Annotated in this window: 24 protein-coding genes, 4 tRNA genes and 1 riboswitch; of the genes, 21 read left to right on the forward strand and 7 right to left on the reverse strand. The window is 37.7% G+C overall.

Features of this window, described 5'->3' with window-relative positions; translation table 11 throughout:
* Positions 1-546: 546 nt before the first annotated feature.
* A complete protein-coding gene (gene rluD / locus AC4CVF_RS13840) occupies positions 547-1599 on the reverse strand; it encodes a 23S rRNA pseudouridine(1911/1915/1917) synthase RluD (RefSeq protein WP_490789612.1) in 1053 nt (350 codons plus the stop codon).
* Between the two features lie 71 nt (positions 1600-1670).
* Here rluD and AC4CVF_RS13845 point away from each other — a divergent pair, with 71 nt between their 5' ends.
* Together AC4CVF_RS13845 and AC4CVF_RS13850 are read left to right on the forward strand one after the other, a co-directional pair.
* Complete coding sequence (locus AC4CVF_RS13845; RefSeq protein ID WP_004819623.1) at positions 1671-2693, forward strand: outer membrane protein assembly factor BamD; 1023 nt, start codon at positions 1671-1673, stop codon at positions 2691-2693.
* 118 nt (positions 2694-2811) lie between these two features.
* The gene (locus AC4CVF_RS13850) at positions 2812-4719 is read left to right on the forward strand and encodes a DNA primase (RefSeq protein ID WP_336952751.1); all 1908 of its coding nucleotides are present in this window, start codon (positions 2812-2814) and stop codon (positions 4717-4719) included.
* A gap of 531 nt (positions 4720-5250) precedes the next feature.
* Here AC4CVF_RS13850 and hemA read toward each other — a convergent pair.
* Positions 5251-6537: a glutamyl-tRNA reductase gene (hemA, locus tag AC4CVF_RS13855; protein WP_336952753.1), complete on the reverse strand. Its 1287-nt coding sequence runs from the start codon at positions 6535-6537 to the stop codon at positions 5251-5253.
* A 77-nt stretch (positions 6538-6614) separates the two neighbouring features.
* On the opposite strand from hemA, the gene AC4CVF_RS13860 reads away from it, so the two are divergent.
* The 11 genes from AC4CVF_RS13860 (at position 6615) to panD (ending at position 12763) form a co-directional block, all read left to right on the forward strand.
* The gene (locus AC4CVF_RS13860) at positions 6615-8327 is read left to right on the forward strand and encodes a tetratricopeptide repeat protein (protein WP_336952756.1); all 1713 of its coding nucleotides are present in this window, start codon (positions 6615-6617) and stop codon (positions 8325-8327) included.
* Positions 8328-8335: 8 nt separating this feature from the next.
* Entirely contained in the window at positions 8336-8944 is a 609-nt protein-coding gene (gene lolB / locus AC4CVF_RS13865; RefSeq protein WP_490773696.1) for a lipoprotein insertase outer membrane protein LolB, read from the forward strand.
* 25 nt (positions 8945-8969) lie between these two features.
* Positions 8970-9803 (forward strand): 4-(cytidine 5'-diphospho)-2-C-methyl-D-erythritol kinase, encoded by an 834-nt coding sequence (gene ispE, locus AC4CVF_RS13870; protein WP_419327617.1) that lies wholly within the window; start codon positions 8970-8972, stop codon positions 9801-9803.
* Between the two features lie 4 nt (positions 9804-9807).
* Positions 9808-9882 (forward strand) — tRNA-Gln (locus AC4CVF_RS13875).
* Positions 9883-9912: 30 nt separating this feature from the next.
* Positions 9913-9987: transfer RNA gene (locus tag AC4CVF_RS13880), tRNA-Gln, on the forward strand.
* Between the two features lie 19 nt (positions 9988-10006).
* Positions 10007-10081: transfer RNA gene (locus tag AC4CVF_RS13885), tRNA-Gln, on the forward strand.
* A gap of 91 nt (positions 10082-10172) precedes the next feature.
* A tRNA-Gln gene (locus AC4CVF_RS13890) sits at positions 10173-10247 on the forward strand.
* 35 nt (positions 10248-10282) lie between these two features.
* Complete coding sequence (locus tag AC4CVF_RS13895; RefSeq protein ID WP_004722497.1) at positions 10283-11236, forward strand: ribose-phosphate pyrophosphokinase; 954 nt, start codon at positions 10283-10285, stop codon at positions 11234-11236.
* Positions 11237-11333: 97 nt separating this feature from the next.
* Entirely contained in the window at positions 11334-11630 is a 297-nt protein-coding gene (rplY, locus tag AC4CVF_RS13900) for a 50S ribosomal protein L25 (RefSeq protein ID WP_004722499.1), read from the forward strand.
* A gap of 20 nt (positions 11631-11650) precedes the next feature.
* Positions 11651-12229 carry an aminoacyl-tRNA hydrolase gene (gene pth, locus AC4CVF_RS13905; RefSeq protein WP_004722502.1) on the forward strand — a complete coding sequence of 193 codons (579 nt, stop codon included), beginning with the start codon at positions 11651-11653 and terminating at the stop codon, positions 12227-12229.
* Positions 12230-12382: 153 nt separating this feature from the next.
* Positions 12383-12763 carry an aspartate 1-decarboxylase gene (gene panD / locus AC4CVF_RS13910; protein WP_004722504.1) on the forward strand — a complete coding sequence of 127 codons (381 nt, stop codon included), beginning with the start codon at positions 12383-12385 and terminating at the stop codon, positions 12761-12763.
* 56 nt (positions 12764-12819) lie between these two features.
* Here the strand turns inward: panD and AC4CVF_RS13915 are convergent, their stop codons facing one another.
* Together AC4CVF_RS13915 and AC4CVF_RS13920 are read right to left on the reverse strand one after the other, a co-directional pair.
* Positions 12820-13452 carry a GDYXXLXY domain-containing protein gene (locus AC4CVF_RS13915; protein WP_490789613.1) on the reverse strand — a complete coding sequence of 211 codons (633 nt, stop codon included), beginning with the start codon at positions 13450-13452 and terminating at the stop codon, positions 12820-12822.
* A complete protein-coding gene (locus AC4CVF_RS13920; protein WP_336952760.1) occupies positions 13449-15278 on the reverse strand; it encodes a DUF2157 domain-containing protein in 1830 nt (609 codons plus the stop codon). The genes AC4CVF_RS13915 and AC4CVF_RS13920 overlap by 4 nt, the downstream gene beginning before the upstream one ends.
* Positions 15279-15444: 166 nt before the next feature.
* Positions 15445-15602, forward strand: a riboswitch (FMN riboswitch).
* A gap of 108 nt (positions 15603-15710) precedes the next feature.
* Between AC4CVF_RS13920 and ribB the strand changes: the two genes are divergently transcribed.
* Positions 15711-16370, forward strand: coding sequence for a 3,4-dihydroxy-2-butanone-4-phosphate synthase (gene ribB / locus AC4CVF_RS13925; protein WP_419327614.1), 660 nt, complete (start codon positions 15711-15713; stop codon positions 16368-16370).
* 212 nt (positions 16371-16582) lie between these two features.
* On the opposite strand, the gene AC4CVF_RS13930 is transcribed toward ribB, so the two are convergent.
* Positions 16583-17065 (reverse strand): DUF1289 domain-containing protein, encoded by a 483-nt coding sequence (locus tag AC4CVF_RS13930; RefSeq protein WP_336952762.1) that lies wholly within the window; start codon positions 17063-17065, stop codon positions 16583-16585.
* A 235-nt stretch (positions 17066-17300) separates the two neighbouring features.
* Between AC4CVF_RS13930 and trhO the strand changes: the two genes are divergently transcribed.
* The 3 genes from trhO to AC4CVF_RS13945 all read left to right on the forward strand — a co-directional run bounded on the left by trhO (position 17301) and on the right by AC4CVF_RS13945 (position 20291).
* Complete coding sequence (trhO, locus tag AC4CVF_RS13935; RefSeq protein WP_490789614.1) at positions 17301-18233, forward strand: oxygen-dependent tRNA uridine(34) hydroxylase TrhO; 933 nt, start codon at positions 17301-17303, stop codon at positions 18231-18233.
* 287 nt (positions 18234-18520) lie between these two features.
* Positions 18521-19096 carry a DedA family protein gene (locus tag AC4CVF_RS13940; protein ID WP_336952764.1) on the forward strand — a complete coding sequence of 192 codons (576 nt, stop codon included), beginning with the start codon at positions 18521-18523 and terminating at the stop codon, positions 19094-19096.
* 586 nt (positions 19097-19682) lie between these two features.
* Positions 19683-20291 (forward strand): LysE family translocator, encoded by a 609-nt coding sequence (locus AC4CVF_RS13945; RefSeq protein WP_336952766.1) that lies wholly within the window; start codon positions 19683-19685, stop codon positions 20289-20291.
* A gap of 70 nt (positions 20292-20361) precedes the next feature.
* Here AC4CVF_RS13945 and AC4CVF_RS13950 read toward each other — a convergent pair whose 3' ends face one another.
* Positions 20362-20886, reverse strand: coding sequence for a YecA/YgfB family protein (locus AC4CVF_RS13950; protein WP_004722523.1), 525 nt, complete (start codon positions 20884-20886; stop codon positions 20362-20364).
* Positions 20887-20952: 66 nt separating this feature from the next.
* Positions 20953-21159: a PA3496 family putative envelope integrity protein gene (locus AC4CVF_RS13955; RefSeq protein WP_004722524.1), complete on the reverse strand. Its 207-nt coding sequence runs from the start codon at positions 21157-21159 to the stop codon at positions 20953-20955.
* Positions 21160-21490: 331 nt separating this feature from the next.
* Here AC4CVF_RS13955 and rpoD point away from each other — a divergent pair, with 331 nt between their 5' ends.
* The 4 genes from rpoD (at position 21491) to AC4CVF_RS13975 (ending at position 25326) form a co-directional block, all read left to right on the forward strand.
* Positions 21491-23434, forward strand: coding sequence for an RNA polymerase sigma factor RpoD (gene rpoD / locus AC4CVF_RS13960; RefSeq protein ID WP_336952768.1), 1944 nt, complete (start codon positions 21491-21493; stop codon positions 23432-23434).
* 127 nt (positions 23435-23561) lie between these two features.
* Positions 23562-23849 carry a YbeD family protein gene (locus AC4CVF_RS13965; protein WP_004722529.1) on the forward strand — a complete coding sequence of 96 codons (288 nt, stop codon included), beginning with the start codon at positions 23562-23564 and terminating at the stop codon, positions 23847-23849.
* A 174-nt stretch (positions 23850-24023) separates the two neighbouring features.
* The gene (gene lipB / locus AC4CVF_RS13970; RefSeq protein WP_336952771.1) at positions 24024-24713 is read left to right on the forward strand and encodes a lipoyl(octanoyl) transferase LipB; all 690 of its coding nucleotides are present in this window, start codon (positions 24024-24026) and stop codon (positions 24711-24713) included.
* Positions 24714-24792: 79 nt separating this feature from the next.
* Entirely contained in the window at positions 24793-25326 is a 534-nt protein-coding gene (locus AC4CVF_RS13975; RefSeq protein WP_490773693.1) for a hypothetical protein, read from the forward strand.

Genomic DNA, 25326 nt, shown 5'->3' on the forward strand with positions numbered 1-25326 from the left:
TAAAAATTTCAACCAAATTTACTGTTATTTCTTTAATCAAAATTAACAATATCAATTAAAACTTGAATAGCGGGTAATCCCTAAAAAATTAGATCCTAATGTCTTATTCGACTTGAATTAAACATGGATATTAATAAGTTGTAGTATTTATATCCATTACGTCAATCCTTCTGGATACTTTAAAAATAGAAACGCTTGAGTGGTTATGAAATGCCTATTGAGGGATATCACTACAAAATTTTGGTCTTTATTTTAATCAAAATACCACCTCAATCGAACTTTATTATAAATAAAACAACTTAGCGTATGTCGCAACATCATTACCTTGCAAAAGATTACTTAAGCAAAAGATTTCATAGTCGAATCACTTCTATTTTCGAAGATTTTCAGGTCAACTCTGCCTATCAAAACAGAATAATGTCATCAGAATGAGTAAGGGATCAATCAAAATATACGCCGATTTTTTCAACAGGACAAAAGATAGTTGTGGTTACCCAATAACTTTATAAAACTGCTCTCATTGAGCAGCTTTATAATACAAATCAATCAATACGCTTGATTTTCAGAACGTAGAACTTCTACCAACTCAACGAAATCATCTGACCATGGTGCTTCAAACATCATTTCTTCTTTTGTACGTGGATGAACTAAGCCCAATTTAAACGCATGTAAAGCTTGGCGTTTAAAATTACGCAATGCACTGCTCAGTTTTTCAGAAGCGCCTGCTGGAACTTTAACACGGCTAACATAGACTGGATCACCCACCAATGGATAACCAATATAGGTGAAATGAATACGGATTTGATGAGTACGCCCTGTTTCAAGTTGCGCCTGTACACGGGTAAAATTTTGAAAACGTTCTTTAACATTGTAATGCGTCACTGCATCACGGCCACCCGGTAAAATAGCCATTTTTACACGATCGACAGGATGGCGCTTAATCGGTTCATCAATCGTACCACCTGCAATAATATGACCATAACAAATCAAGTCATATACACGGTAAACTGTTTTTTTAGCCAATTGCTTACTTAAAGAAAATTGAGCTTCCAGATTTTTAGCAACAACCAATAAGCCGCTGGTATCTTTATCTATACGATGCACTAAACCCGCGCGAGTTAATTCGGCAGATTTTGGATAATGATAAAGCAAGGCATTGACTAGAGTACCATTTGGATTACCAGCCCCAGGGTGTACAACCATACCTACTGGTTTATTGATGACCATAATATCGTCATCTTCATAAACAATATTTAAAGGTATATTTTCAGGTTGTGCAGAAGTTTGTGCTTCTAACTCAACATCTAAACATAGAAGTTCATTGCCTTCACATTTATACTTAGGCTTGACAATGTTACCATTTACCAACAAATGACCTTCTTTCATCCACTGCTTGAGTTTTTCACGAGAAAACTCGTTCCAAACCAGTGCTGCGACTTGGTCAATACGTTGCCCTAAATAGCTTTCATCCAGTTGAAATTGCAACGATAAACGTGTTGCAGTTGGTGCAGAATTATGATTATCTGCATCCTCAGAATCTTCAAGTAAATTGAAATCGTTTTCTGGGAAATTAGAATTAGAAGAGTGTGCTGAAGTCATTTGCTCATTCGGACAAAAGTGGTTTAATAGCGCAATTGTAGCCTATTGCCCGTATAAACAGAGGAATTTTTATGTCGCTACCACGTTATAAAGTCACAATGCTTGCTTTAACTGTAGGCTTAGCAACTGCATTTGTCGGCTGTAGCAGCAATCCGAAGAAGGATGTTGTTGATACAGGCCCGAAATCAAATGAGCAGACTTATTACAATAATGCGATAAAATCATTAGACCGTGGGCAATATGGCGATGCTGCAAAAGCGTTAGAAGCAATGGATACTTATTTTCCGACTGGGCAATATGCACAACAAGCTCAGCTTGAATTGCTTTACACAAAATTTAAGCAAAAAGATTATGAAGGTACAATTGCACTGGCAGATCGTTTTATCCGTTTAAATCCTCAACATCCGAATTTAGACTATGCCTACTATGTCCGTGGTGTAGCCAATATGGAGCAAAACTATGACAGTTTGCTTCGCTATACCTCATTAAAACAAGCGCATCGTGATGTAGGTTATTTAAAAATTGCCTATCAAAATTTTGTCGACTTAATTCGTCGCTACCCTTCAAGCCAGTATTCAGTTGATGCCGCACAGCGAATGAAATACATTGGTCAAGAATTGGCTGAAAGTGAAATGAATACTGCACGTTTCAATATTAAACGTAAAGCATATTTGGCTGCGATTGAACGTTCACAATGGGTGATTGAACACTATCCTCAAACCCCTCAAGTTCCTGAAGCCTTAGCAACTATGGCATATGGTTATGATAAGTTGGGCGATAAAGAAACATCACAACAGTACATTGGCGTGCTTAAGCAAAACTACCCGAACCTTGTTAAATCAAATGGTGAAGTGAATATACGCGCAGCACGTAAAGAAGCCAGCTGGTGGAACCGTGCAACATTAGGTATTTTAGGTCGTGGTGATAAAGCAGAAGTATCACAAGAAGCGAGTTCTGAAACGTCTGATCAAGCAGAACAAAAATCAAGCTTGTTGAATAAAGTGAGTTTTGGCTTACTTGACCGTCCAAATCGTGAAGTATCTAAAGAACCCGCACGCGCAGATGAAAGTTTGTATGATGGACAACGTAAATAAATATTGATTGCGACAAATCAAGACGGGTTTTTACCCGTCTTTTTTATTCATCGATATTTTTAGAAGCAAAACTACGTTAAACTTTAAATTAGTTTAAACGATACATGACATTAAATTTATGGCTATTCCTCAGCACACGATAGATCAAGTTTTGGATCGCACAGATATTGTCGATCTGATTGGTCAACGTGTGAAATTGAAAAAAACTGGTCGCACCTATTCAGGCTGTTGCCCTTTTCATCAGGAAAAGTCCCCCTCTTTTCATGTTTACCGTGATAAACAGTATTATCACTGCTTTGGTTGTCAGGCAAATGGCAATGCCATTCGCTTCTTAATGGATATTGATAATCGAAACTTTGTCGATGTCATGAAAGAACTCTCCAGCCATGCAGGTGTCGAACTTCCCAAAGACAATCATGACAATAAAAAATTGTCATATAAGCGTGAAGTATCCAAGCCTAAACCAGCAGTGAAGGCTGTAGAAGATAAATTAGTAGATTCTAAACCCGCTGAGCAAAAAACAGATTATGTTCAGCCACGTGAAGTTGATCCTTTCGAAGCTTTTAGCCAATATCCAGATCCAGAGCATTTCGATCCAACCCAATTTGATCCAACTGGTTTTAACCAAATCCCTCAAGATGGTAACCTTTATGATCTTCTAGAAAATATTGCACAATTTTATGAACGGCAATTGCCAAACAGTAAAGTCGCGCAGAATTATTTTAAACATCGTGGCTTAAGTAGCGAAACCATCCAATATTGGCGTTTAGGCTATGCACCAGAAGATTGGCAACATTTGGAAAAAGCCTTTCCACAAGATATTGAAGGTTTAAAACTGCTGGGGTTAATTCGTACCAGTGATAGTGGTCGTGACTTCGATTTGTTGCGTGATCGGGTGATTTTCCCAATTCGAGACAACAAAGGTCGTGTTGTCGGTTTCGGTGGTCGCGCATTGAATGATGAAATCAAACCGAAATATATTAACTCACCTGATTCTGAAGTTTTCCACAAAAATCAACTCCTTTACGGCTTGTATGAAGGGCGTAAAGACCGTGCGCAAAATTGGCTTATGGTAGAAGGCTATATGGATGTGATCGCCTTACAACAGAATGGGATTTCTGGGGCAACAGCAACATTAGGTACAGCCAGCAATGCTGATCACTTAAATATTTTATTTAAGCAGAACAATCAGATCACAATTGCATTTGATGGTGATGCCGCGGGACAAAAAGCAGCACGTCGAACCTTAGAAATTGCCCTGCCATTATTAAATGATGGTCGTGAACTTAAATTCTTTGTTCTACCCAAAGAGCATGATCCAGATTCGTTGATTCGTAAAGAGGGTTTTGAAACTTTTCAACGTATATGGCAACAATCCCCATTATTATCAGATTTTGTCTTTGCATTGTTAAGTCAAAATTATGATGTTGCTACACCTGAGGGCAAAAGTCAGGTGATGGCTGAACTCAATCAACTAACGGAATTACTGCCTAAGCAAGGTTCTTATCGCTATTTATTAAGACAATTCTTTAAAGAAAAATTAGGTTTTAATCGAAAATGGCAACCTCAAGTCAGCTTAGATGCCTCATTGTCATTTAATATTCGTACTAAAGATGAAGACTTTGCTGTTGCGATTTTGATGCAACACCCATTTTTGTATATTCATTTTGAAGTATTACGCGCATTGATTCATCCAGATGAACTATTGGCGCAGATCTTAGCCGTATTTGACCGTGTCTTTGACGAGCTACCAGACGATCAAGAACTTGCAACCTATTATATTTTAGGTGCATGTGGCGCTTATCATTTGGAATTATCTGAAATCATCCAACGCACTAATATTCAGGCTTTGGCTGAAGCGCCTGAAATGGCAGATAAATTGGCTTCAGATTACTCTTTAGCCTTGCAAGAGAAATATTTAAAATTAAAGCTTAAAGCCCCAACTTCGTTAAGTGAATCACGTAATTTACGTAAACAACTCAATGAACTGACTAAACAAATTAGTTTAAAGCTGGTACATCATTAATTTTTAATAAACGCTTCATTGAGCTTATCGAGTATTTTGTAATACAAAAAATTCATATGGCTATTGGCCTCTTCCATTGAGGAGTCATGAGGCTTATATAGGTTTATAAATATACGTTTTTGAAAGTTTTCATCACTAAACAACACGGTAGTAGGGAAATTAGAGTCTGAGTGTGCATTTATACTTTCGACCATAAGTGCATCCAATAACCGCCCTGAATAATCTAGATAAAAGCTATATAGTTTAGTTTTTTGAGATTTTTATAGCATCGATCAACTGAATCAATTACCCCCATAACTCCACCCGAAATAGAGAGGCGATGTAGATCCTTAATTGCTTGGTTCAATAATACATCACTGTCTTTTACAGGCTTTGAAAAGTATTCTACTGACAAACACAATAATATGAATATATAAAGTTTTAAGCATTTTAATTACCTTAATTTCATTATTCTAATTTGATCGCACGAATAGATACACCAATAATAGCTGGCGAAGCAAAAACATTAAATCACATTATTTTAAAAAATAATCACTTCGCTTTTGGTTTTCTTTCTTGTTCAAAAATATCCTGAATATTTTCTTTCATCCACTCAAAATGTGATGGATCTTCATCTTGCGCCGCATTGCGTAATAAAATTGAAGAAGGATGCAATAACTTTTGGGTCAAACGATGCGCAAAATCCTCAAGTACATGTTGAGTATCCTCACCTGCCTGAATACGTTCTAAAGCATGCGACAATTCCATCTGACGTTGTTCTTCACCGTGTTCACGAAATTGTTGAATTGTACTCCCCGCTTCTTTTACTTTTTGCTGAGTCACCAACTGAGTCACCAGTTGATTAACCATGACTTCAGCTTCAACCGCAGCTTGACGTCGTTGTGCTAAATTTTCATCAATTACACTTTGTAGATCATCCACACCGTATAAATACACACCATCCAAACTTTCAACTTTTGGATCTATATCACGAGGTACAGCTAAGTCGACCATAAGCATTTGTTGATAACGACGTTTTTTTAAAGCAAACTTCACATCTGCATAAGCAATGACTTGATGCAAACTGCCTGTACAACTCGAAATTACATCCGCACGATAGAGATTCGAAGTTAATTCATCAAATGGAATAATTTCTACTTCAACACGATGTGCTATTTCTTGTGCTAATTTTTCTGCCCGTTCACGGCTTCGATTACAAATCAGGATTTTTGCAACACCCATTTCAGCCAAATGTTTCGCCACCAAGCTGTTCATTTCACCTGCGGCAACCACCATGACTGTAAGCTGTTCAGGCTTACTAAACACTTGCAATGCAAGTTGAGCAACTGCATATCCCATCGAAACAGCATGGCTACCCACTGCAGTTTCAGAACGTACCCGTTTGGCTGCATAAAATGCATATTCAAATATTTGATTTAGGTTTTGCGAGACGATTTCAGCATCTTTTGAGATTGATAGTGCTGTTTTAACCTGCCCAAGAATTTGTGGCTCACCTAGCATCAACGAATCTAAACCACTTGCGACTCGCATCAAGTGCGAAACAGCATCGGTATTTTCATAACGATATACATGATTTGACAATTGCTTTACATCAATACCATTGGTTTGGGCGAGCCAATTTAATACCATATCGGCATTTTCAGCCATGGCATAGACTTCAGTACGATTACATGTTGAGACCACCACCATATCATTCAAATTCTGGCGAAGGCTTTCTACAGCAAATAAATCTTTTAATCGTTCTGGATTAAAAGCGATTTGCTCACGTAGCTCAACAGAGGCAGTTTGATGGTTGACACCCAATGCAAAGAAAGACATATCAGATCATCATTTCGTTAAATTTGTGCTATTGTGCAATAACGGTGTCATAAAAAGCATACTTGGATTCGGAAAAATTGCGTCAAATAAACAACCGCTTAAGCGGCATGACAATTAAGCAATATTCTACCACATTCTTACTGGTTGGTAGCATGGCTTCTAGTGCTCATATTAGAGCATCTGGAGAATTTTATCATGCGAAATATAATACTAATGCATTAAAACAAAGTATTATTGCTGAATTTTCATTGGCTTATAATGATACAGCAACTGCTTTACACAATTATACTGTGCTCGCAATTCGTAGTAATTCAACCACCATTAAGCAACGTGCCTTGAATGTTGCAATTGAACAAAATGATTTAAAAGCCGCTTTAGACATTGCCACCCATTGGGTTGTACAAGAACCTGAAGATGTTCCTGCAAAATTTTACTTGGCACATATTGCGCTCAAATCACATGAATACGAACTTGCTGCAGAAACCCTAGACAGTATTCTCAACATTGACCCTAACGCTGATTTAGAAAAGATTTTAGAAGGAATTGCACCAGAATCAGAAGTAGATCGTCAAAATCTGCTCAGTACACTGAGAGCAAGTAAAGAAAAAAATAACCCTTCTGTGCTTATTCTAATTGCAGGTTTGGAAGCGCAAAACGATGAAATCGAGCAAGCGCTAAAAACTGTCAATAAAGCATTAAGAAAACGTTCAAAAGTGACTGGCTTTATTTTGATGAAAGCCAATTTATTAGAGGCTTTGGGTGACCAAGAAGCGACTTTAAAATGGTATGATCGAAGTAGTCGTAAAAACAAATATAACTATGATATCCGTCTAGCTGAAGTTAAATATTTGATCAAGATTCATCAATCTGAATTGGCCTTAACTAAATTAGAATCTATTATCCAAACTTGGCCGGATGCTGAAGAAGCCCTATTTATCGCAGGTTTAACTGCGATTGATTTAAAAAAGCTAGATCAAGCTGAACAATATTTGGTGGAATTACGTTATTCGTCACGTTATCAAAATGAAGCTTATTTTTATTTGGCAGTAAATGCTGAACGAAAGCAAAATGATGAAACGGCAAAAGCCTATTATCGTCTGGTTGATGGGAACTTATATACGGTTTCACGCCGTAATCTGGTCTCGATTTTTGAAAGACAAGACAAGATGAATGATGCTTTGCGGTTTTTAACCCAAGAACGTGTCAATTATCCACAACATGCAAGTTTCTTATATCAGGCTCAAGCTGAGATTTTAAAACGCATGGGCAATAAAAAAGCAGCATTGAGATTACTCACTGAAGCAGTGAAGAACTTGCCTGATGATCCTGAAATTCTCTATTCAGAAATACTGCTTCTTGATCCATTTGAGGATCGTGATTTACTTGATAAAGCACTGAAACAACTTTTAACTTTAGAGCCCAATAATCCTGCTTATTTAAATGCTTATGCCTATACGCTTGCACTACAAAATAGACGTTTAGATGAAGCGCGAAAGTATGCTGAACATGCCTTAGACTCTGCACCAGATCAAGCCTCGATTTTAGATACGCTGGGATATATCACATTCTTGCAAAATGATTTTGATGCTGCCTCAAACATTTTATCGAAAGCTTATAATCTGAGTCATAGTGTAAACATCGGTATTCGATATGCAAAATCCTTGTATATGCAAGGTGCGTTAGCTCAATTTAATGAAGTGTTACAACAACTCAAACAAAATCACCCAAATGATCCTCAATTAAATCAATTAGATTCATTAATATTACCGCAACATATTAAAAAGAGTTAATGACTTGTATGCGTCACATTCCACAGATCTTTTGTAGCCTAACTGCAGCAACCGTTTTTACAATCACGGGTTGTCAGCAAGTCGTAAAGCCTGCACCAACCACACCAACGCTTACGGCACCCACTGATGCCACAGCGCCTCAGCAAAAACCGTCAAATCAATTTAATCTTGAAGGGAAAATTGGGGTAAAAACACCTAAACAGTCTGGCAGTGCATTCTATACATGGACGCAAGACCAACAAGATTTTAACATCCAATTGAATGGGATCTTAGGCATTGGCAAAACCATTATTGAAGGAAAATCTGGGGAAGTTACTCTAAACAGCGCTAAAACAGGGTCAATTTCGGCTGAAACACCAGAAGAACTGCTTGAAAAAGCCACAGGCTGGAATGCACCTATTACGCATATTGTCGATTGGGTTCAAGCCTACCCTGCCACTGAAAATGCACAAATCACAAGAGACAATACTCAACGTATTGCTCAAATCATTGAAGATGGCTGGACTGTAGATTTTAGTTATAATAATCAAGCAAGCTTGCCCAACAAGCTGATTTTAAAACAACAACTTGAATCTGGTCAGGAAAATCGTATTACAATGGTGATTCAAAACCGCTAAATCTTTACCTTAGACAATGAAATCTATGATTCGTGTTCCCTCTCCAGCAAAATTGAATTTGTTTTTGCATATCACAGGTCGCCGTGAAAATGGCTATCACGAGTTGCAAAGTATTTTTCAGCTGATTGATTTGTATGACTGGTTAGAATTCACCCAAACAGAACATTCTCAACCAGAAATCAGTCTTGAAGGTTTTAGTAACGTCGATTTGGAACATAATCTGATTTATAAAGCGGTTCAAATTTTAAAACCTTATGCCACACAGCCATCTGGTTTAAAAATTCGTATCGAAAAGAATATTCCAATGGGTGCAGGTCTAGGTGGTGGTTCTTCCAATGCTGCCACTACATTGATCGTGGTCAATCAACTTTGGCAGTGCGGTTTAAATACTGAGCAACTGGCTGAGCTTGGGGTGAAATTGGGGGCAGATGTTCCAATCTTTGTTCATGGTCGTAATGCTTGGGCTGAAGGTATAGGTGAACACTTAACATTCATAGACTTAGATCAAAAACAATACATTGTGTTAAAACCTGATTGTTTTATCAGCACTCAACGACTTTTTTCGCAAAAAACATTGACAAGAGATACGAAGCCTACTAAATTTTGCGCCTATCAGCTAAAGCCATCCAATTTTAGAAATGATTTTGAGCCACTGGCAAGAAATTTATATCCTGAAGTTGATGAAGCAATGCAGTATTTAGATCAGTTCGGTACAGCAAAGCTTACAGGTACAGGTGCTTGTGTTTTTGTTGAAGTCACTGAACAAATGAAGATTGATGATGTTTTAAAGTATTCACCCTGTAAAGCCTATTTGGTCAACAGTTTGAATGAATCACCACTCACTCATTTTACAGTGTAATGATAGGGGCGTCGCCAAGTGGTAAGGCACCGGGTTTTGATCTCGGCATCCGTTGGTTCGAATCCAGCCGCCCCTGCCATCATTTTTCATCTGTAGATCGTTGTATTTTAGGGGCGTCGCCAAGTGGTAAGGCACCGGGTTTTGATCTCGGCATCCGTTGGTTCGAATCCAGCCGCCCCTGCCATTAAATACAACATCAAATTAGGGGCGTCGCCAAGTGGTAAGGCACCGGGTTTTGATCTCGGCATCCGTTGGTTCGAATCCAGCCGCCCCTGCCATTTTCTCAAAAAAGACAGAACATAGTAATTTGTATTTAATGTTGATTTACCTTGACAGAGACATGCAAAAACACTAAAATTCTGCCGCATTAGGGGCGTCGCCAAGTGGTAAGGCACCGGGTTTTGATCTCGGCATCCGTTGGTTCGAATCCAGCCGCCCCTGCCATCTAATTCAAATCTGCCAACCGCCAAGGGTGCTTCATGCCCAATCTTGTCGTTTTTAGTGGAACTGCGCATCCACAATTCGCCCAAAAAGTCGTTAGCCATTTGCACATCCCTTTGGGAGCTGCTGCTGTAGGTAAATTTTCTGATGGTGAAATCACTGTCGAAATTACTGAAAATGTGCGTGGTAAAGACGTGTTTATCGTACAGCCCACTTGTGCCCCTACGAATGATAACCTTATGGAAATCTTAGTAATGGCAGATGCTTTGCGTCGTGCAAGTGCTGGTCGTATTACTGCTGTAATTCCATACTTCGGTTATGCACGCCAAGACCGTCGTCCTCGTTCAACTCGTGTTCCAATTACTGCAAAAGTTGTAGCAGACATGCTCACCACTGTTGGTATTGACCGTGTTGTAATGATCGATTTGCATGCTGACCAAATCCAAGGTTTCTTTGATATTCCTGTAGATAACATCTATGGTACGCCTGCTTTGCTTGCTGACCTACGTCAACAACAACATCACAACCTAATGGTGGTTTCACCTGACGTTGGTGGTGTAGTTCGTGCACGTGCTGTTGCAAAACAAATGGGTGATATCGACCTTGCAATTATTGATAAACGTCGTCAAAAAGCGAATGAATCACAAGTGATGCATTTGATTGGTGATGTACGTGATCGTGACTGTGTGATTGTCGATGACATGGTTGATACAGCTGGTACTTTGTGTAAAGCTGCCGATGCACTAAAAACTTTTGGTGCTCGTAAAGTGGTTGCTTATGCAACGCACCCTGTACTATCAGGTAAAGCACTCGAAAATTTAAGCAAATCTGTAATTGATGAATTGGTTGTTACTGACACAATTCCACTTTCAGATGAAGCATTAAAACTTGGTAAGATTCGCCAAGTTTCAGTAGCAAGTATGGTTGCTGAAACAATTCGTCGTATTAACAACGAAGAATCTATTAGCGCAATGTTCGATTCTTATCTATAATAGCGCCAAATTTTCAAAGCCCTACTCTTTGGTAGGGCTTTATATCACTGGGCTGGTCGAAAGTTCAGTCAATTACACTCAATGAGGAAATGTCATCATGGCAAACTTCGTATTAAATGCAGTAGCACGTGAAGAAGCAGTTCAAGGGAAAGGTTCGAGCCGCCGCCTTCGTCTTCAAAACAAAGTTCCAGCGATCATCTATGGTGGTTCTGCTGAACCTGTAGCGGTTACTTTAGAACTTCGCGAGCTTGTTAAAGCTTTAGAAAATAACTCTTTCTTTGAAGAAGTTATTGATCTTAACATCGAAGGTAAAGTTGAAAGCGTTAAAATCCAAGCTTTACAACGTCACCCAGCTAAAAACACACCAATGCACGCTGACTTTAAACGCGCATAAATGTTAAATGGTGTAAATGAGTGAGTAAACTTTCACTGATTATTGGTTTGGGTAATCCAGGTTCTGAATATGCCCAAACCCGCCATAATGCAGGCTTTTGGTTCGTCGAACGCCTTGCAGAACAATATGGTATTACATTAAAAACTGATTCAAAGTACAAAGGAATCAGTGGTCGCGGTAATATTGAAGGACAAGATGTTCGTCTACTATTGCCCACAACATTTATGAACCTTTCTGGTCAAAGTGTTGTTCCCTTTGCAAAATTCTACCAAATTAAACCAGAAGAAATTCTCATCGCTCATGATGAACTGGATATGAATCCGGGCGTCATTCGTTTAAAAACTGGCGGTGGACATGGTGGTCACAATGGTCTACGTGACATTGTTCCTCATATTGGTTCTAATTTTCATCGCTTACGTATTGGCATTGGTCATCCCGGCGCTAAAGAAAAAGTTTCAGGACATGTACTGGGTAAAGCACCAAGTAGTGAACAGACTTTAATGGATGATGCAATACACCATGCTTTAGGCAAAACAAAATTATTGGTTAATGGTGAGATTCAGCAAGCAATGAATCAAATCAATGCTTATAAAGCATAATTTAAACCTAAATTTTATGTTCTTTGTTCAATAATTTTTCTTGCCATGATTCATTTTTAAGAGCAAAATGCGCTTTCAAATGCATCCCCCCATTAAAAATTGTTGCTTCAACACAAGATAACAATTGTAAGGGCTACTCTGGAGACGCAAATCATGCTATCTCGTTTATTAAAAGCAAAAATCCATCGTTGTGTTGTTACACAAGCAGAATTACATTATGAAGGTTCTTGTGCAATCGACGGTATTCTTTTGGATTTAGCTGGTATCCGTGAATATGAAGAAATTCATATGTGGAACGTGACTAATGGTAAGCGCTTTACAACCTATGCGATTCGTGGCGAAGAAGGTTCAGGCATCATTTCAGTCAATGGTGGTGCTGCACTTCAAGCTGATGTTGGTGATTTAATGATTATTGCCACATTTGGTGATTTTACTAATGCTGAAGCTGATGCGCATAAACCACGTCTTGTATATGCAAATCCAGACAATACAGTAAATCACACAGCAAACTGTATCCCTGTTCAAGTTGCATAATTGCACACAGATGATTCAAGACCCGCAATGATGCGGGTTTTTTATGCCTACTCAGCTTATGATGATTTATTTACAGAACGAAAACCATCACGCCAACGTTGTTTATTCTCACAGTCTAAATCTTGTAGTTGCTTTCCTCTCAGAGATGCAAGAATCGCATTCCCCTGCTGATCTACTTTAAATTCTGCATAATGTGCAGCTTGATAGCATTGCCTCAAACCTTCAGCGAATAAAAAACTTTTTGAAGCTGGATATAATGATGTATATCGATTATTTGGATTTTTTAATATCAGTAGAACTGTAGCTATATTTTTGGGTGCTTCAAAATATGTATGAATCACTCGACGCTGTTGATCTAATGCTACATAATTCAAAACAGAGGACTTATTTTTTATACGATCATCATAATAATGACCTGAGAATACCTGACTGATTGTCTCATTAGACTCTATAGCGGGTTTGGTTGAATCTAGGTGATTTTCAATTGAAAATCTAGTCTCCTGAGGAGCTAAGTAAAGCTGATAATTCAGTGCCATGTAATCCCCTTGAATAAATGAACGAGGATCTGCAGGTTGTAAGCGGACATATATACTCTGACTATTTTTCAGATGCTGTTCATTCTTAAAAATGATGCCTAGAAAAAGAATAATACAGATTAAAGCAAGACAAAGAGGAATGAATTTTTTCATGTATTTACCCCCTCTTTTGATTGGAATTTATGCAGTACCCAAGTCAGTATCAACAAAATTAATCCTGAGCTAAAAATACTCAGACTTTTAACAAGGAAACTAACATTCAAGGCATAGTAAATAAACCATAAGGTTAACGCCAAAGTCACTAAAGCAAAACCATAGACAATTTTATCGTGCTGTGACAATGCCCATGAAAGTATGGCGATACAAATAAAAATTTCAAAATAGCCATAAAATATCAGTACTGCAGCAAAAGCCAATAAAATCAATTGGGCAATCAAGCTAAATTGATTACGAATCCTCAACGCCATAAACAAAGCCAACCACAAAATAGGCAGCCCCAAGCTAAGAATAGGAAGGTATCTAATTTTATCTAATTCATATTGTCCAAATAGTGTATAGAACCCCATGGATGAAAGAATAATTAATAAATTAGCCAATGCTAAACTTCGTTGGTATTGACTGGGTTGAATACGATGCATCCAAATCATTACGAGATAAAACCCATAACTCAATAAGACCAGAAATGAAAAATTTTCAACAAAACGATGTAATCCAAGCAGAACGTTTAAATCCCAAATCAACGCAATACCTGATAAATACAAAGCAAATAGTTGGATAAAAATAAAGAACCAATGGCTGCGAATAAAATAACTAAGATACAGCATGGCAAATTGAATAAAGAAAAGTGGAAAGAATTGATCAGTCCATTCAAAGGTATGGAAAATTACAGCATTTTGCCCTGCGACCCATATACAATAAGCGAACTGTCTTAAAAATAAAGCTTGTTTCTTTGTTAAAATAAAGGCGGCCAATACTACAAAAACTGCCCCCATAATCAAGGAAAAATTACCCCAAAATGTCAGCATCAATGATGCCAATAAAACACCTGCAATCCACGCACCTACTGCGATAGGAATATTGTTAAATTTGTTTTGCGGAATAAACTTAATCAATAGGAAAGTAATCATTGCAAACCAAGCGAAAACAACCAAAGCAATTGAAAATAATCCTAGCACTTCAGATTCATGAAATAGACTATTCATCCATTTGAAAATCACCAGCGTAAACGTAATCCCTAAACCTACTGCTGAAAGTACACTACATAACTGATCTCTTTTTCGATAAAAATAAGTTAATGCGACAGAAAGAAGAAAAAATGATGAGATTAAATAAGCGATCTTAACGTCTATCAATCTAAAAATCATGGTTGTGGCGAATGCCAAATCACCATCACCATATAAAAATAACCCCATATGCCAAATTGAAAGAATTCCAAACCATAGGATAAAGAGATAACGCAACTTTTGATAATAACGAAGACAAAAATAAAACTGAAATAATGACAGAAGATTTAAGCTAAATAAGAATGTAACTGGATATTCATCAGCCCAAAATGTTTGTTTAAAAAACAAAAATAAGGTGAGTTGACTGACAATACAGAGCAATGTAAAAACACCAATATTCGGACGATACAACCACGGCAATAATAAAATAGACCAGATTAAAAATAGTAAATAACTATCTGCCCCTGTTTGATAAATTTGACCTATGACCGCCAAACTTAAACCAATCATCAAGCCACTTACTGTATGTAAACACTGTACTAAATAATCATGCTTAGCCAAAAAAATACTCGCTAGAGCACTGAGTAATAAAAATATTTGTGGAATAGCTAATTGAAAAAACTGAGGCAACATTAACCAATTTGCAGCAGTCAAATATAAAATACTGACTGCAATTAGAGAAAATCCCAAAACCTGTAAGTGTTTAACAAAGTCATCGTTACGCCATGAATAGACATCTTGCTGAATCGTGATCAAGCTTAGTCTCCTTATTGTATTGCTATTCGTTGATCACTATGACCACAAATATTCTTTTAAATGTATAAGTTTAATTATTTTCTATAGCAACTATTGTTCTATCTATAGTACTGATCATTCTAAAAAAAAGCATCCATTTAGAAAAAAAGTGTCTATAATAAATGCACATCGCTTCAGGGCGGGGTGTAATTCCCCACCGGTGGTAAATTGGACGGATTTTCAAGCCTGAGCCAACAGCCCACGAGCTTATCGCGCTTAATCGTGATTCGCAGATTTGGTGAAATGCCAAAGCCGACGGTATAGTCCGGATGAAAGAAGACGACGTCACAGCTTAAAAATTTCAATATTCTTTATTGGAAAAGGTTTTGTAACGCCACTATTTCAAATGTCCTGAAATGTTCAACCGTATTTTAACTTTACGAGAGCGTTTCAATGTCTAGTTTAATTCAACCCGAAATTTTCTTTTCTGCACTATCGCCTGCAGACCAACGTATCGAACAAGCAATCGAAGATATGCGCCAAGGCAAGCCTGTTTTGGTCATGGACGATTTTGATCGTGAAAACGAAGCAGATTTAATTGTTGCAGCAGAAACCCTCAATATTGAAACTATGGCACGTATGATTCGTGATGGTTCAGGGATTGTCTGCTTAACCATTACCGATGAATTAGCAGATCACCTTGACCTGCCACCTATGGTTCAGGACAATTCAAGTCAGTTTAAAACGGCTTTTACCATTACCATTGAAGCAGCACAAGGTGTAACAACAGGTGTTTCTGCAAAAGACCGTACCACTACTATTCATGCTGCAATTAAAACAGGTGCTGTCGCAAGTGATCTGAATCGCCCTGGTCATGTTTTTCCATTGCGTGGTCGTAATGGGGGGGTTTTAACCCGTCGTGGACATACAGAAGGTTCTATTGATTTAGCACGTTTAGCCGGTTTAAAACCCGCCGGTGTGTTATGTGAAGTGACTAATCCTGATGGAACAATGGCTTCAGGCATTCAAGTTTTAGCATATGCACAAACGCATCATTTAACACTTATTACCATTGAAGAATTGGTTCAGTATCGTTTAAAACACAATGTCTAAGAAAATATTTTAAGTCATTACATTTAGACAGAGTAAAAAAGCCAGTTCAAATCTTTGGACTGGCTTTTTAATATTGATTAGGTATTCTTGATTAAAGTACGATTAAATGACAGGGCCCGTTTTTGTTTTAATTTTTATAAGTGACATTGATTAAAATTAAATAGCCAAAATATTGAGGTCTGTTAAATAATAGATCATTACGGGAACTGGGCTTAAACATCTTCCAAATGTAAAATACTTTGACGAATACCGTCTGCGCGTAACCATGCGAAATCATAACTCGCATTCGCCAATGCCAATACACGGCGTTCAAATTCATCCCAAAGCGGTTTTACCTGTTTCTCTTGAATTCCCAAACCACTCTCTTCTGCAAGATGTTTATTTTTTTCACAAATTTTTAATGCATGATACAACTTGCGTCCTTTAGAAGCTGAGTCCATCACTCGTATACGTTTACCTAAAATAAAACCTTCGATATGTCTTAAATCGGCAAAAGGTAACATCGGAATTAAAATTTGATCAAGCTGTGCATCCAGCCTTTTCCAAACGGCTAAACGTTGCTCTGAATCATATGTATTCCATTGGATCACTTCATGATTAAAACGACGGCAACCACGACAAACAGAATCACCAAATACCGTTGAACAACGACCAGCACATGGCGTTAAGGTAGGTATCCGACGTTCGTTACTCAAAATTTACTCCTTACATCAACGATGTGACACACTTTTTCGGTACGAAATAATCTTTTCGCAATACTATATATGGTATATAAAATATTTTAAAGTACTATATTTAGTATAAAAACCCACATTTTTTTCAGGGAATAAAAAAACACTACAAAGACTAGGGTTTTCTCGCATATTGATGTAAATCACGCTAAAATGTGCGCCTTAAATTTTATTCTATCTTAAATATTTGGAGTACTCCATGAACGCTACTGTAGAACAGCTTGCACCTGTAGAACAGCAAGCGACCTCTGGTTGGGTTGTTGCAGCACTTTATCAATTCAAAGAAGTTCAAGATCCTGCAGATCTTCAACAACGTCTTTTAGACTTGGTAAAAACCATCAACCTTTGCGGTACTCTTATTATTGCAGGTGAAGGAATTAACGGAACTGTTGCTGGCGATCGTCAAGCCATTGACGTCATTCATCAATTCTTATTGAATGAAGGCTTTAACAGCATGGAATATAAAGAATCACATAGTGATGAAAAGCCATTCCGTAAGATGAAGATTAAGCTAAAGAACGAAATCGTAACTTTAGGTGTAGAGGTGAAACCTCGTGATCTTGTTGGACATTATCTTAATCCAAAGCAATGGAACGAACTCATCGCGCGTGATGACGTGATTTTGATTGATACACGTAATGATTATGAATATAAAGCAGGTACATTCAAAGGTGCGATTGACCCTAAAACAGAAACCTTTCGTGAATTCCCTGAATATGTAAAAAAAGAACTTGAGCAGCATAAAGATAAGAAAATTGCGATGTTCTGTACAGGCGGTATTCGTTGTGAAAAATCAACCTCATTACTCCTTCAAGAAGGCTTTAACGAGGTGTATCACCTTAAAGGCGGTATTTTAAAATACCTTGAGGAAACCCCTGCTGATGAGAGTATGTGGGAAGGTGAATGTTTCGTTTTTGATGGTCGTACTGCGGTGACACATGGTATGGAAGAAGGTGAAAATATTAAATGTCATGCATGTGGTTGGCCACTGGTTCCTGAAGAAGCCGATTTACCAAGTTATGAACATGGTGTTTCTTGCAAATATTGTATTGATAAAACATCTGAGAAACAAAAAGAAGGTTTCCGTATGCGTCAATCACAAATTACTGCTGCAAAACGCAAACGTCTTTAGGGCCTGTTAGCATTTCATAAATGGCTTGCGTTGTAGGTTAAAATTGAGCATGAGACGTATACGTCGTAAAGCATGAATGGAGAATAGCGAGACTATTTTCAAGTTTCATAACGCAAGCTGAGATAATTTTAAAATGCTTCACTCAACCGCAGCTCATTGACTGCGGTTTTTATTTGAATGTTTTAACAACACAACAAATTCTCACTATATTTTGATAAATGAAAACAATACCATGTTCATAACGCCCTATTTTTATATATAAAATGACTGATTGGATTATTTCGATCATGGAGCAACTTGGTTACTTCGGTATTGCTCTTTTGATGTTTTTAGACAATGTCTTTCCGCCAATTCCCTCAGAAGTGATTATGCCATCGGCTGGATTTGCTGCATCTAAAGGTCAATTATTATTATCGGGTGTGATTATCGCAGGAAGCATCGGTTCACTGGTAGCAGCAGCATTGTTGTATTGGGTGGGGCGAAAAATCCCAAATCAAAGTATTTTTAATTGGGTTGACCGCTACGGTAAATATCTTTTTATCAAATCTGACGAGGTCAAAAAAGCTTTAGATTGGTTTGAAAAATATGGACATCGCGTGGTTTTCTTTGGACGAATGGTTCCTGCAGTTCGTTCTTTGATTAGTATCCCTGCTGGGATGAGTCATATGCCTTTTTGGAAATTTATGCTCTATAGCGGCGTAGGGACAATTATCTGGACCACCTTTCTTGCATGTGTGGGTTATTATTTTGGAAACAATATAGAACTCATGCAACAAATTTTTAGTCGCGTAGGCTATGTGATCATTGGCATTGTCTTAATTTTAGTTGCTTATTTTTTTTATAAAAAATCAAAAGCGCGCTAAAAACATTGTGCTCCCAGCATTCAGTTAAAACATACTATTTGCGTACATTGAGAGTTGTGTGCATTGAGTCGAGCAGACAAATTTGTCTTTGCTTGGCCAAGCTCTATGTTCTTAACATTAGCTGTCTAACAAATAATCAGCGAATTCCAAAAAATCACAAAAACATTATGGCTTTCATAAATCAAAATAATCAGGCGAAATGGATCTTGAAAGCGTCCTCGTCCTTTAGAAAACTCTAGGATGAAAGCAGCTATATGTTGATTAATAGATTTTAATAGAACTTATAAAATAAGCCTATCGTTTATATTTTCTTATGCCCACCAACTGAAACACAATCCATATATAAATAGCATCACCGTATAAAATTCACCCAACCGCAGTAAATACACCATAGCAATCTTAAAAAATCACCACATGTTCAATGCACTCAAAACGTCCAACCAATTGAGAAATTTGAGTGAATTCAAAGGCAAGAATCACTCATTCCAAAAAATCATGCATTTCATCAAAATATTATCGTTTTAATCCAACACAAATATATGAAAAATATAAAAATAATTAAAACTGTGTAAAAAAGGATACATGAGTGAATGAAATGATTGCTGTGATCTTAATCACCTGTTTGGCAGTAATAAGTCCTGGCGCTGATTTTGCTATCGTGACTAGAAACAGTTATTTATATGGTCGCAATATTGGATTAAGTACAGCACTAGGGATTGCTTGTGGTGTCTGGATACATGTGGGTTATAGCCTACTTGGTCTGGGTTTTTTAAAAAATCATATGCCCTATCTTTTACAAACAATTCAATATATTGGCGCTGCTTATTTAATTTATCTTGGCTATAAAACATTTACCCAGTCAAAAATAAAACTGGATGAAATTGGTGTTGGTATCAGTAGCTGGCAAGCGTTTAAACATGGTTTTTTAACCAATAGCCTCAATCCCAAAACAACTTTATTTGTAATCAGTTTATTTGCTCAGCTGATGACTTCTACAGGAAGTTCGACCATTCAACTTTTTGCTTATGGTGCGTTTATTTCGTTGAGTCATTTTGTTTGGTTTGGCTTGATTGTCTTATTTTGTGCACATCCCAGCATACGAAATAAAATTTTAGATCGCCAAGTGGTGATCAATCGTGTGATTGGCCTTTTACTGTTTATTTTAGGTTGTAGCCTATTATTTGCACGGTTTTAACTATTGGCGTAATTCACCAATAAAAAAAGCATGCCACTTTCAGTGAGCATGCTTTTTTTATACGCGCAAATTAATTTGGTGTGTGGTACATCAAATAAATTTCATTTAGATTTTCAGGAATTTCTTCAGCAATCTCATCCATTAACTGACCATTGCGGCGGAAAGATTCCATTTGAGGATCTTCATCATCAATTCCACTAAACACCATCATTGGTAATGTGAGATCGACAACTTGATCTTCATATTCTGGTGCAAACCAAGCTTCTTCATTGAGGAACATTGCATCAACAAAGCCAACACTCCAGTCACCTAAGCTTGATTCAACATCAGCCTCTTCAATTTCAAAAGGAAATGTAATTCCTTCTTCATTGGCTAAGTTTTGTCGAATCGCTTCAAGCCATGCTTTGATTTGTACAATGATTTCTGCTGGAACTTTCTTTTGGTTATTATCAAATAGCTCATCAAGCCATTTATCAAAAGTAGGACCAACCGCAATTGCGCACAAGAAACCATGAGTCGCTGCGAAATCTAGACCAAATTCGTTTTGGTCACCATCTAGATAATCACTCAGTAGGTCTAAATCTAAAGCACTCATTTTGTTTCCAATAAATTTGTATCAGATTTAAGCATAGCATTTTCCCACGCCATGCCCAATGAATTTTTAATCTTCATCATCAAAATCATCGTCATCATCAATGTCATAATCAAAATCTTTTAAATCTTTTTCTAAACGACGTTGAGCAAGTAAATCATCGATCAAACGTCGCTTTTCTAAAGATTCTTTGGCGCTAATTTTGCTTGATGACTCATCGAAACTAACATCATCATCACCGTAGTTATCATCTAGTTCAAAATCTGTAGAAGACACTAAAACTACCTCATAATGAAAAAAAGTGAATGGGTCTAGGCGCTATTTATCTGTCTTCAGAAAACTTGTCAAGTTTTTTTGGTTTTTTTTACATTTAAATGCGAATTTGGGCTTTTTTCGGCCCCTATTTTATGTAATGATATAATCCACCCTGCGTCTTACTATTTTATGACACTTTCTGAATAGAATACGCATGGGATGATCTTGAAAATAACAATTTCACCCCCACCTATTTGATTGAATTTAACTTCTAAATATTTTATCGGACAGTTTTATGCTGATTTCTTCCGATGAGATATTCGAGCTATTCAAAGATATATTTTAAGAAATTGTGCGCTTATGCACGGTTTTTCATTGCCACAGATTCAACGAGAAGAGAGTAAAGATGAGCGAAATGCATTCCCCTACTTCCCAAGTAGCGGCTCTTATTAGCCGAGGCAAAGAACAAGGTTACTTAACCTACGCTGAGGTTAACGATCATCTCCCAGACTCGATCACCGAAAGCGAACAGATTGAAGACATTATCCAAATGCTTCAAGACGTTGGTATTCCTGTTCATGAACGCGCACCAGAAACAGATGATGCAATGTTTGAAGGGAATAGCGAAGCTGGCGATGAAGTTGCAGAAGAAGAAGCTGCTGCAGTACTTGCCTCTGTAGAAAATGAACCAGGTCGCACAACTGACCCGGTACGTATGTATATGCGTGAAATGGGTACCGTTGAACTTTTAACACGTGAAGGCGAAATTAGTATTGCCAAACGGATTGAAGAAGGTATTCGTGACGTTTTACATTCGATTGCTTATTGGCCAAATGCTGTTGAAGTTGTTTTACAAGAATATAAAGATTACGAAACTGGCGAGCGTCGCCTTGCTGATATTTTATCAGGCTATCTAGATCCTGAATCTGACGAAGTGATTCCCGAGGTTTTAGAAGACGAAGCTGAAGTTATCGTTGAAGAAGTAGATACGTCTGCAAAACCAACGAAAGAAGTTAAGTTGGATGATGAAGATGAAGAAGAAGAATCTGAAAGTGATGATGATTCTGAAGGCGAATCTGGCCCAGATCCAGAAATTGCAAAAGCGCGTTTTGAAGAATTAGAAGCTGTTTGGAATAATGCAAAAGTAGCAATTGCTCAACATGGCCGTAACAGTACCCAAGGGACTGAGGCAATGGAAGCGCTGGCAACTGTGTTTATGATGTTTAAATTTACGCCACGTTTATTTGACATCATTTCAGAAATGATTCGTGGTACGCATGAACAAATTCGTACTTCTGAACGCGAGGTTATGCGTTATGCAGTTCGCCGCGGTCGTATGGACCGTACACAATTCCGTACATCGTTCCCAGGTCAAGAATCAAACCCAGCTTGGTTAGATGAACAAATTGCAAAGGCACCTGCTGAACAAAAAGGCTATTTAGAAAAAGTTCGACCTGATGTTTTGGCATTCCAGCAAAAAATTGCTGATATTGAAAAAGACCTTGATCTAAACGTAAAAGAAATTAAAGACATTTCTAAACGTATGGCGATTGGTGAAGCCAAAGCTCGTCGTGCCAAGAAGGAAATGGTTGAAGCCAACTTACGTTTGGTAATTTCAATTGCGAAAAAATACACAAACCGTGGATTACAATTCTTGGATTTAATTCAAGAAGGTAATATTGGTTTGATGAAAGCGGTAGACAAGTTTGAATACCGTCGTGGTTATAAGTTCTCGACCTATGCAACATGGTGGATTCGTCAGGCAATTACGCGTTCGATCGCGGACCAAGCACGTACGATTCGTATCCCTGTGCATATGATCGAAACGATTAACAAGATCAACCGTGTATCTCGCCAATTACTTCAAGAAATGGGGCGTGAACCTACACCTGAAGAATTAGGTGAACGTCTAGAAATGGACGAAGTCAAAGTTCGTAAGGTTCTTAAGATTGCCAAAGAACCTATTTCTATGGAAACTCCAATTGGTGATGATGAAGATTCTCATCTTGGTGATTTCATTGAAGATAGCAACATCACTTCACCCGTTGATGCTGCGACTTCAGAAGGCTTAAAAGAAGCTACACGTGAAGTACTTGAAAATTTAACTGAACGTGAAGCGAAAGTCTTAAAAATGCGTTTTGGTATCGATATGCCGACCGACCATACTTTGGAAGAAGTGGGTAAACAGTTTGATGTAACACGTGAACGTATTCGTCAGATTGAAGCAAAAGCTTTACGTAAACTTCGTCATCCTTCTCGTTCAGAACATTTACGTTCGTTCCTTGAAAATGACTAATTTGAAGTTGTTCAATCTATGAATACTTTCGGGACTTGAAAATCAATCGAGTAACCCCATTAAGTATTTAAGAGAAACACAATGCCTGCACTTATGCAGGCATTGTTGATAAATTAGAGGTGAAAAAATGTTAGACCGCACTCCATCTCGCGAATTACAAGAAGATCTTTGGGTTTTTCCAATGGATTACCCAATTAAATTGATTGGTAATGCGGGTGAAGAATTACGTGGTGCTGTAGTTGAAATTTTGGTAAAACATTTCCCTGAATTTAATGAAGCGACACTTGTTGTACAACCATCACGTACAGGTAAATATCATTCGATTACAGCCCAGCTACGTTTTGAAGAACTAGAGCAAGTGCATGCCTTGTATGCTGACCTTGCGGCTTGCGAACATATTCGTACTGCGTTGTAATGCTGAAATGACTTAAAAACACGCCCCAATGGCGTGTTTTTTTATGCGTCAGGATTTTAAGGAGGGTAATATGCCCCTCTGGTTTATTTGCAAATGATCAGCAATTGCTTTCACTTTTCCAAACTAAATTTCTTTATAATTAAAGCGATTTCTATATTTTAAGGGCACTTGTCTGTGAACGATGCTGTTCTAAAACCACATCTGATTATTCGTCAATATCAAGACTTGACGCTTTATGCCGAGCGTTTTCAGGAAATGAAATCTTTTACTGAACAACGTGATGAAAATTCTCCAGATCAACTTTGGATATTGCAACATCCTGATGTACTCACTCAGGGGCAAGCAGGAAAACCTGAGCATATTTTAATGCACAGTGATATCCCTGTTGTTCAATCAGATCGTGGTGGACAAGTGACATGGCATGGTCCCGGTCAAATGGTGATTTATTTCATGTTTGATTTAAACCGCTTGAAATGGAATGTACGTACATTGGTCACTTATGCAGAGAATTTAATGATCAATCTGCTCAAGAAATATCATATAGAAGCCTATGCCAAAGCTGATGCACCGGGTGTTTATGTCAATGAACGTAAAATTGGTTCACTCGGTTTTAAAATCCGTAAAGGTCGTAGTTATCATGGTTTAGCATTAAACATTGATTGTAATTTAGACGGCTTCCATACCATTAATCCGTGTGGTTATGCAGGTTTAGAAATGGTCCGCGTCTGTGATCTGATCACAAACCACCCTGATTACAGCCAACTATCGAAAGATGTGATTGAGTATTTTCAACAGAGTGGTTACTTTAGTGATATTAAAGTCATTGATAAAAAATCAAATGACCATGAAGTCATTCACAAATAAATCGCTTTATTTTTATCTGAAAACAAATTAGAGTAATTACTCTAAAACAAAAGTACAATTTTATATAAGGGATTAGCGAGTGATTTCAAGTAAATCTATCAAACCCGCTTTAGAACAAGCCTATGTCAAACTCATGATGGATGTGATTGGCAGAGGTTTGGTTATGGCGAGTCAAGTTGATGATGAAATTAAACATGAAGTATCAGTACTCCCTGTTGGTTTTACATTATCCATGAAAGTTTTTCCAAATGGCGCTTCATTTATTGCCAGAGTCAACCAAAACAAGCAACTTGAACTCGTTAAATCTTTAGATGGCAAACCAGATCTGTCGATTATTTTCAAACATGTTCACCATGCTTTTTTAGTCTTTTCATTTCAGGAAAGCACAGCTCAAGCTTTTGCAAATGACCGTATGATTGCAGACGGAGATGTAGCACATGCCATCCGTTTAGTCCGTTGTCTGAATAAAATGGAAGCATTAATTTTACCTAAACTGGTCGCACAGCTCGCTGTAAAAGAATATCCATCAGAATTGAGCTTAAAAGAAAAATTGGCGGGCGCTGCAAATATCTATCTCAAAGTTGCCCAATCATATTTAAAAGGGAGTGCTTAA

The sequence above is a fragment of the Acinetobacter sp. LipI_19 genome, assembly GCF_058242925.1.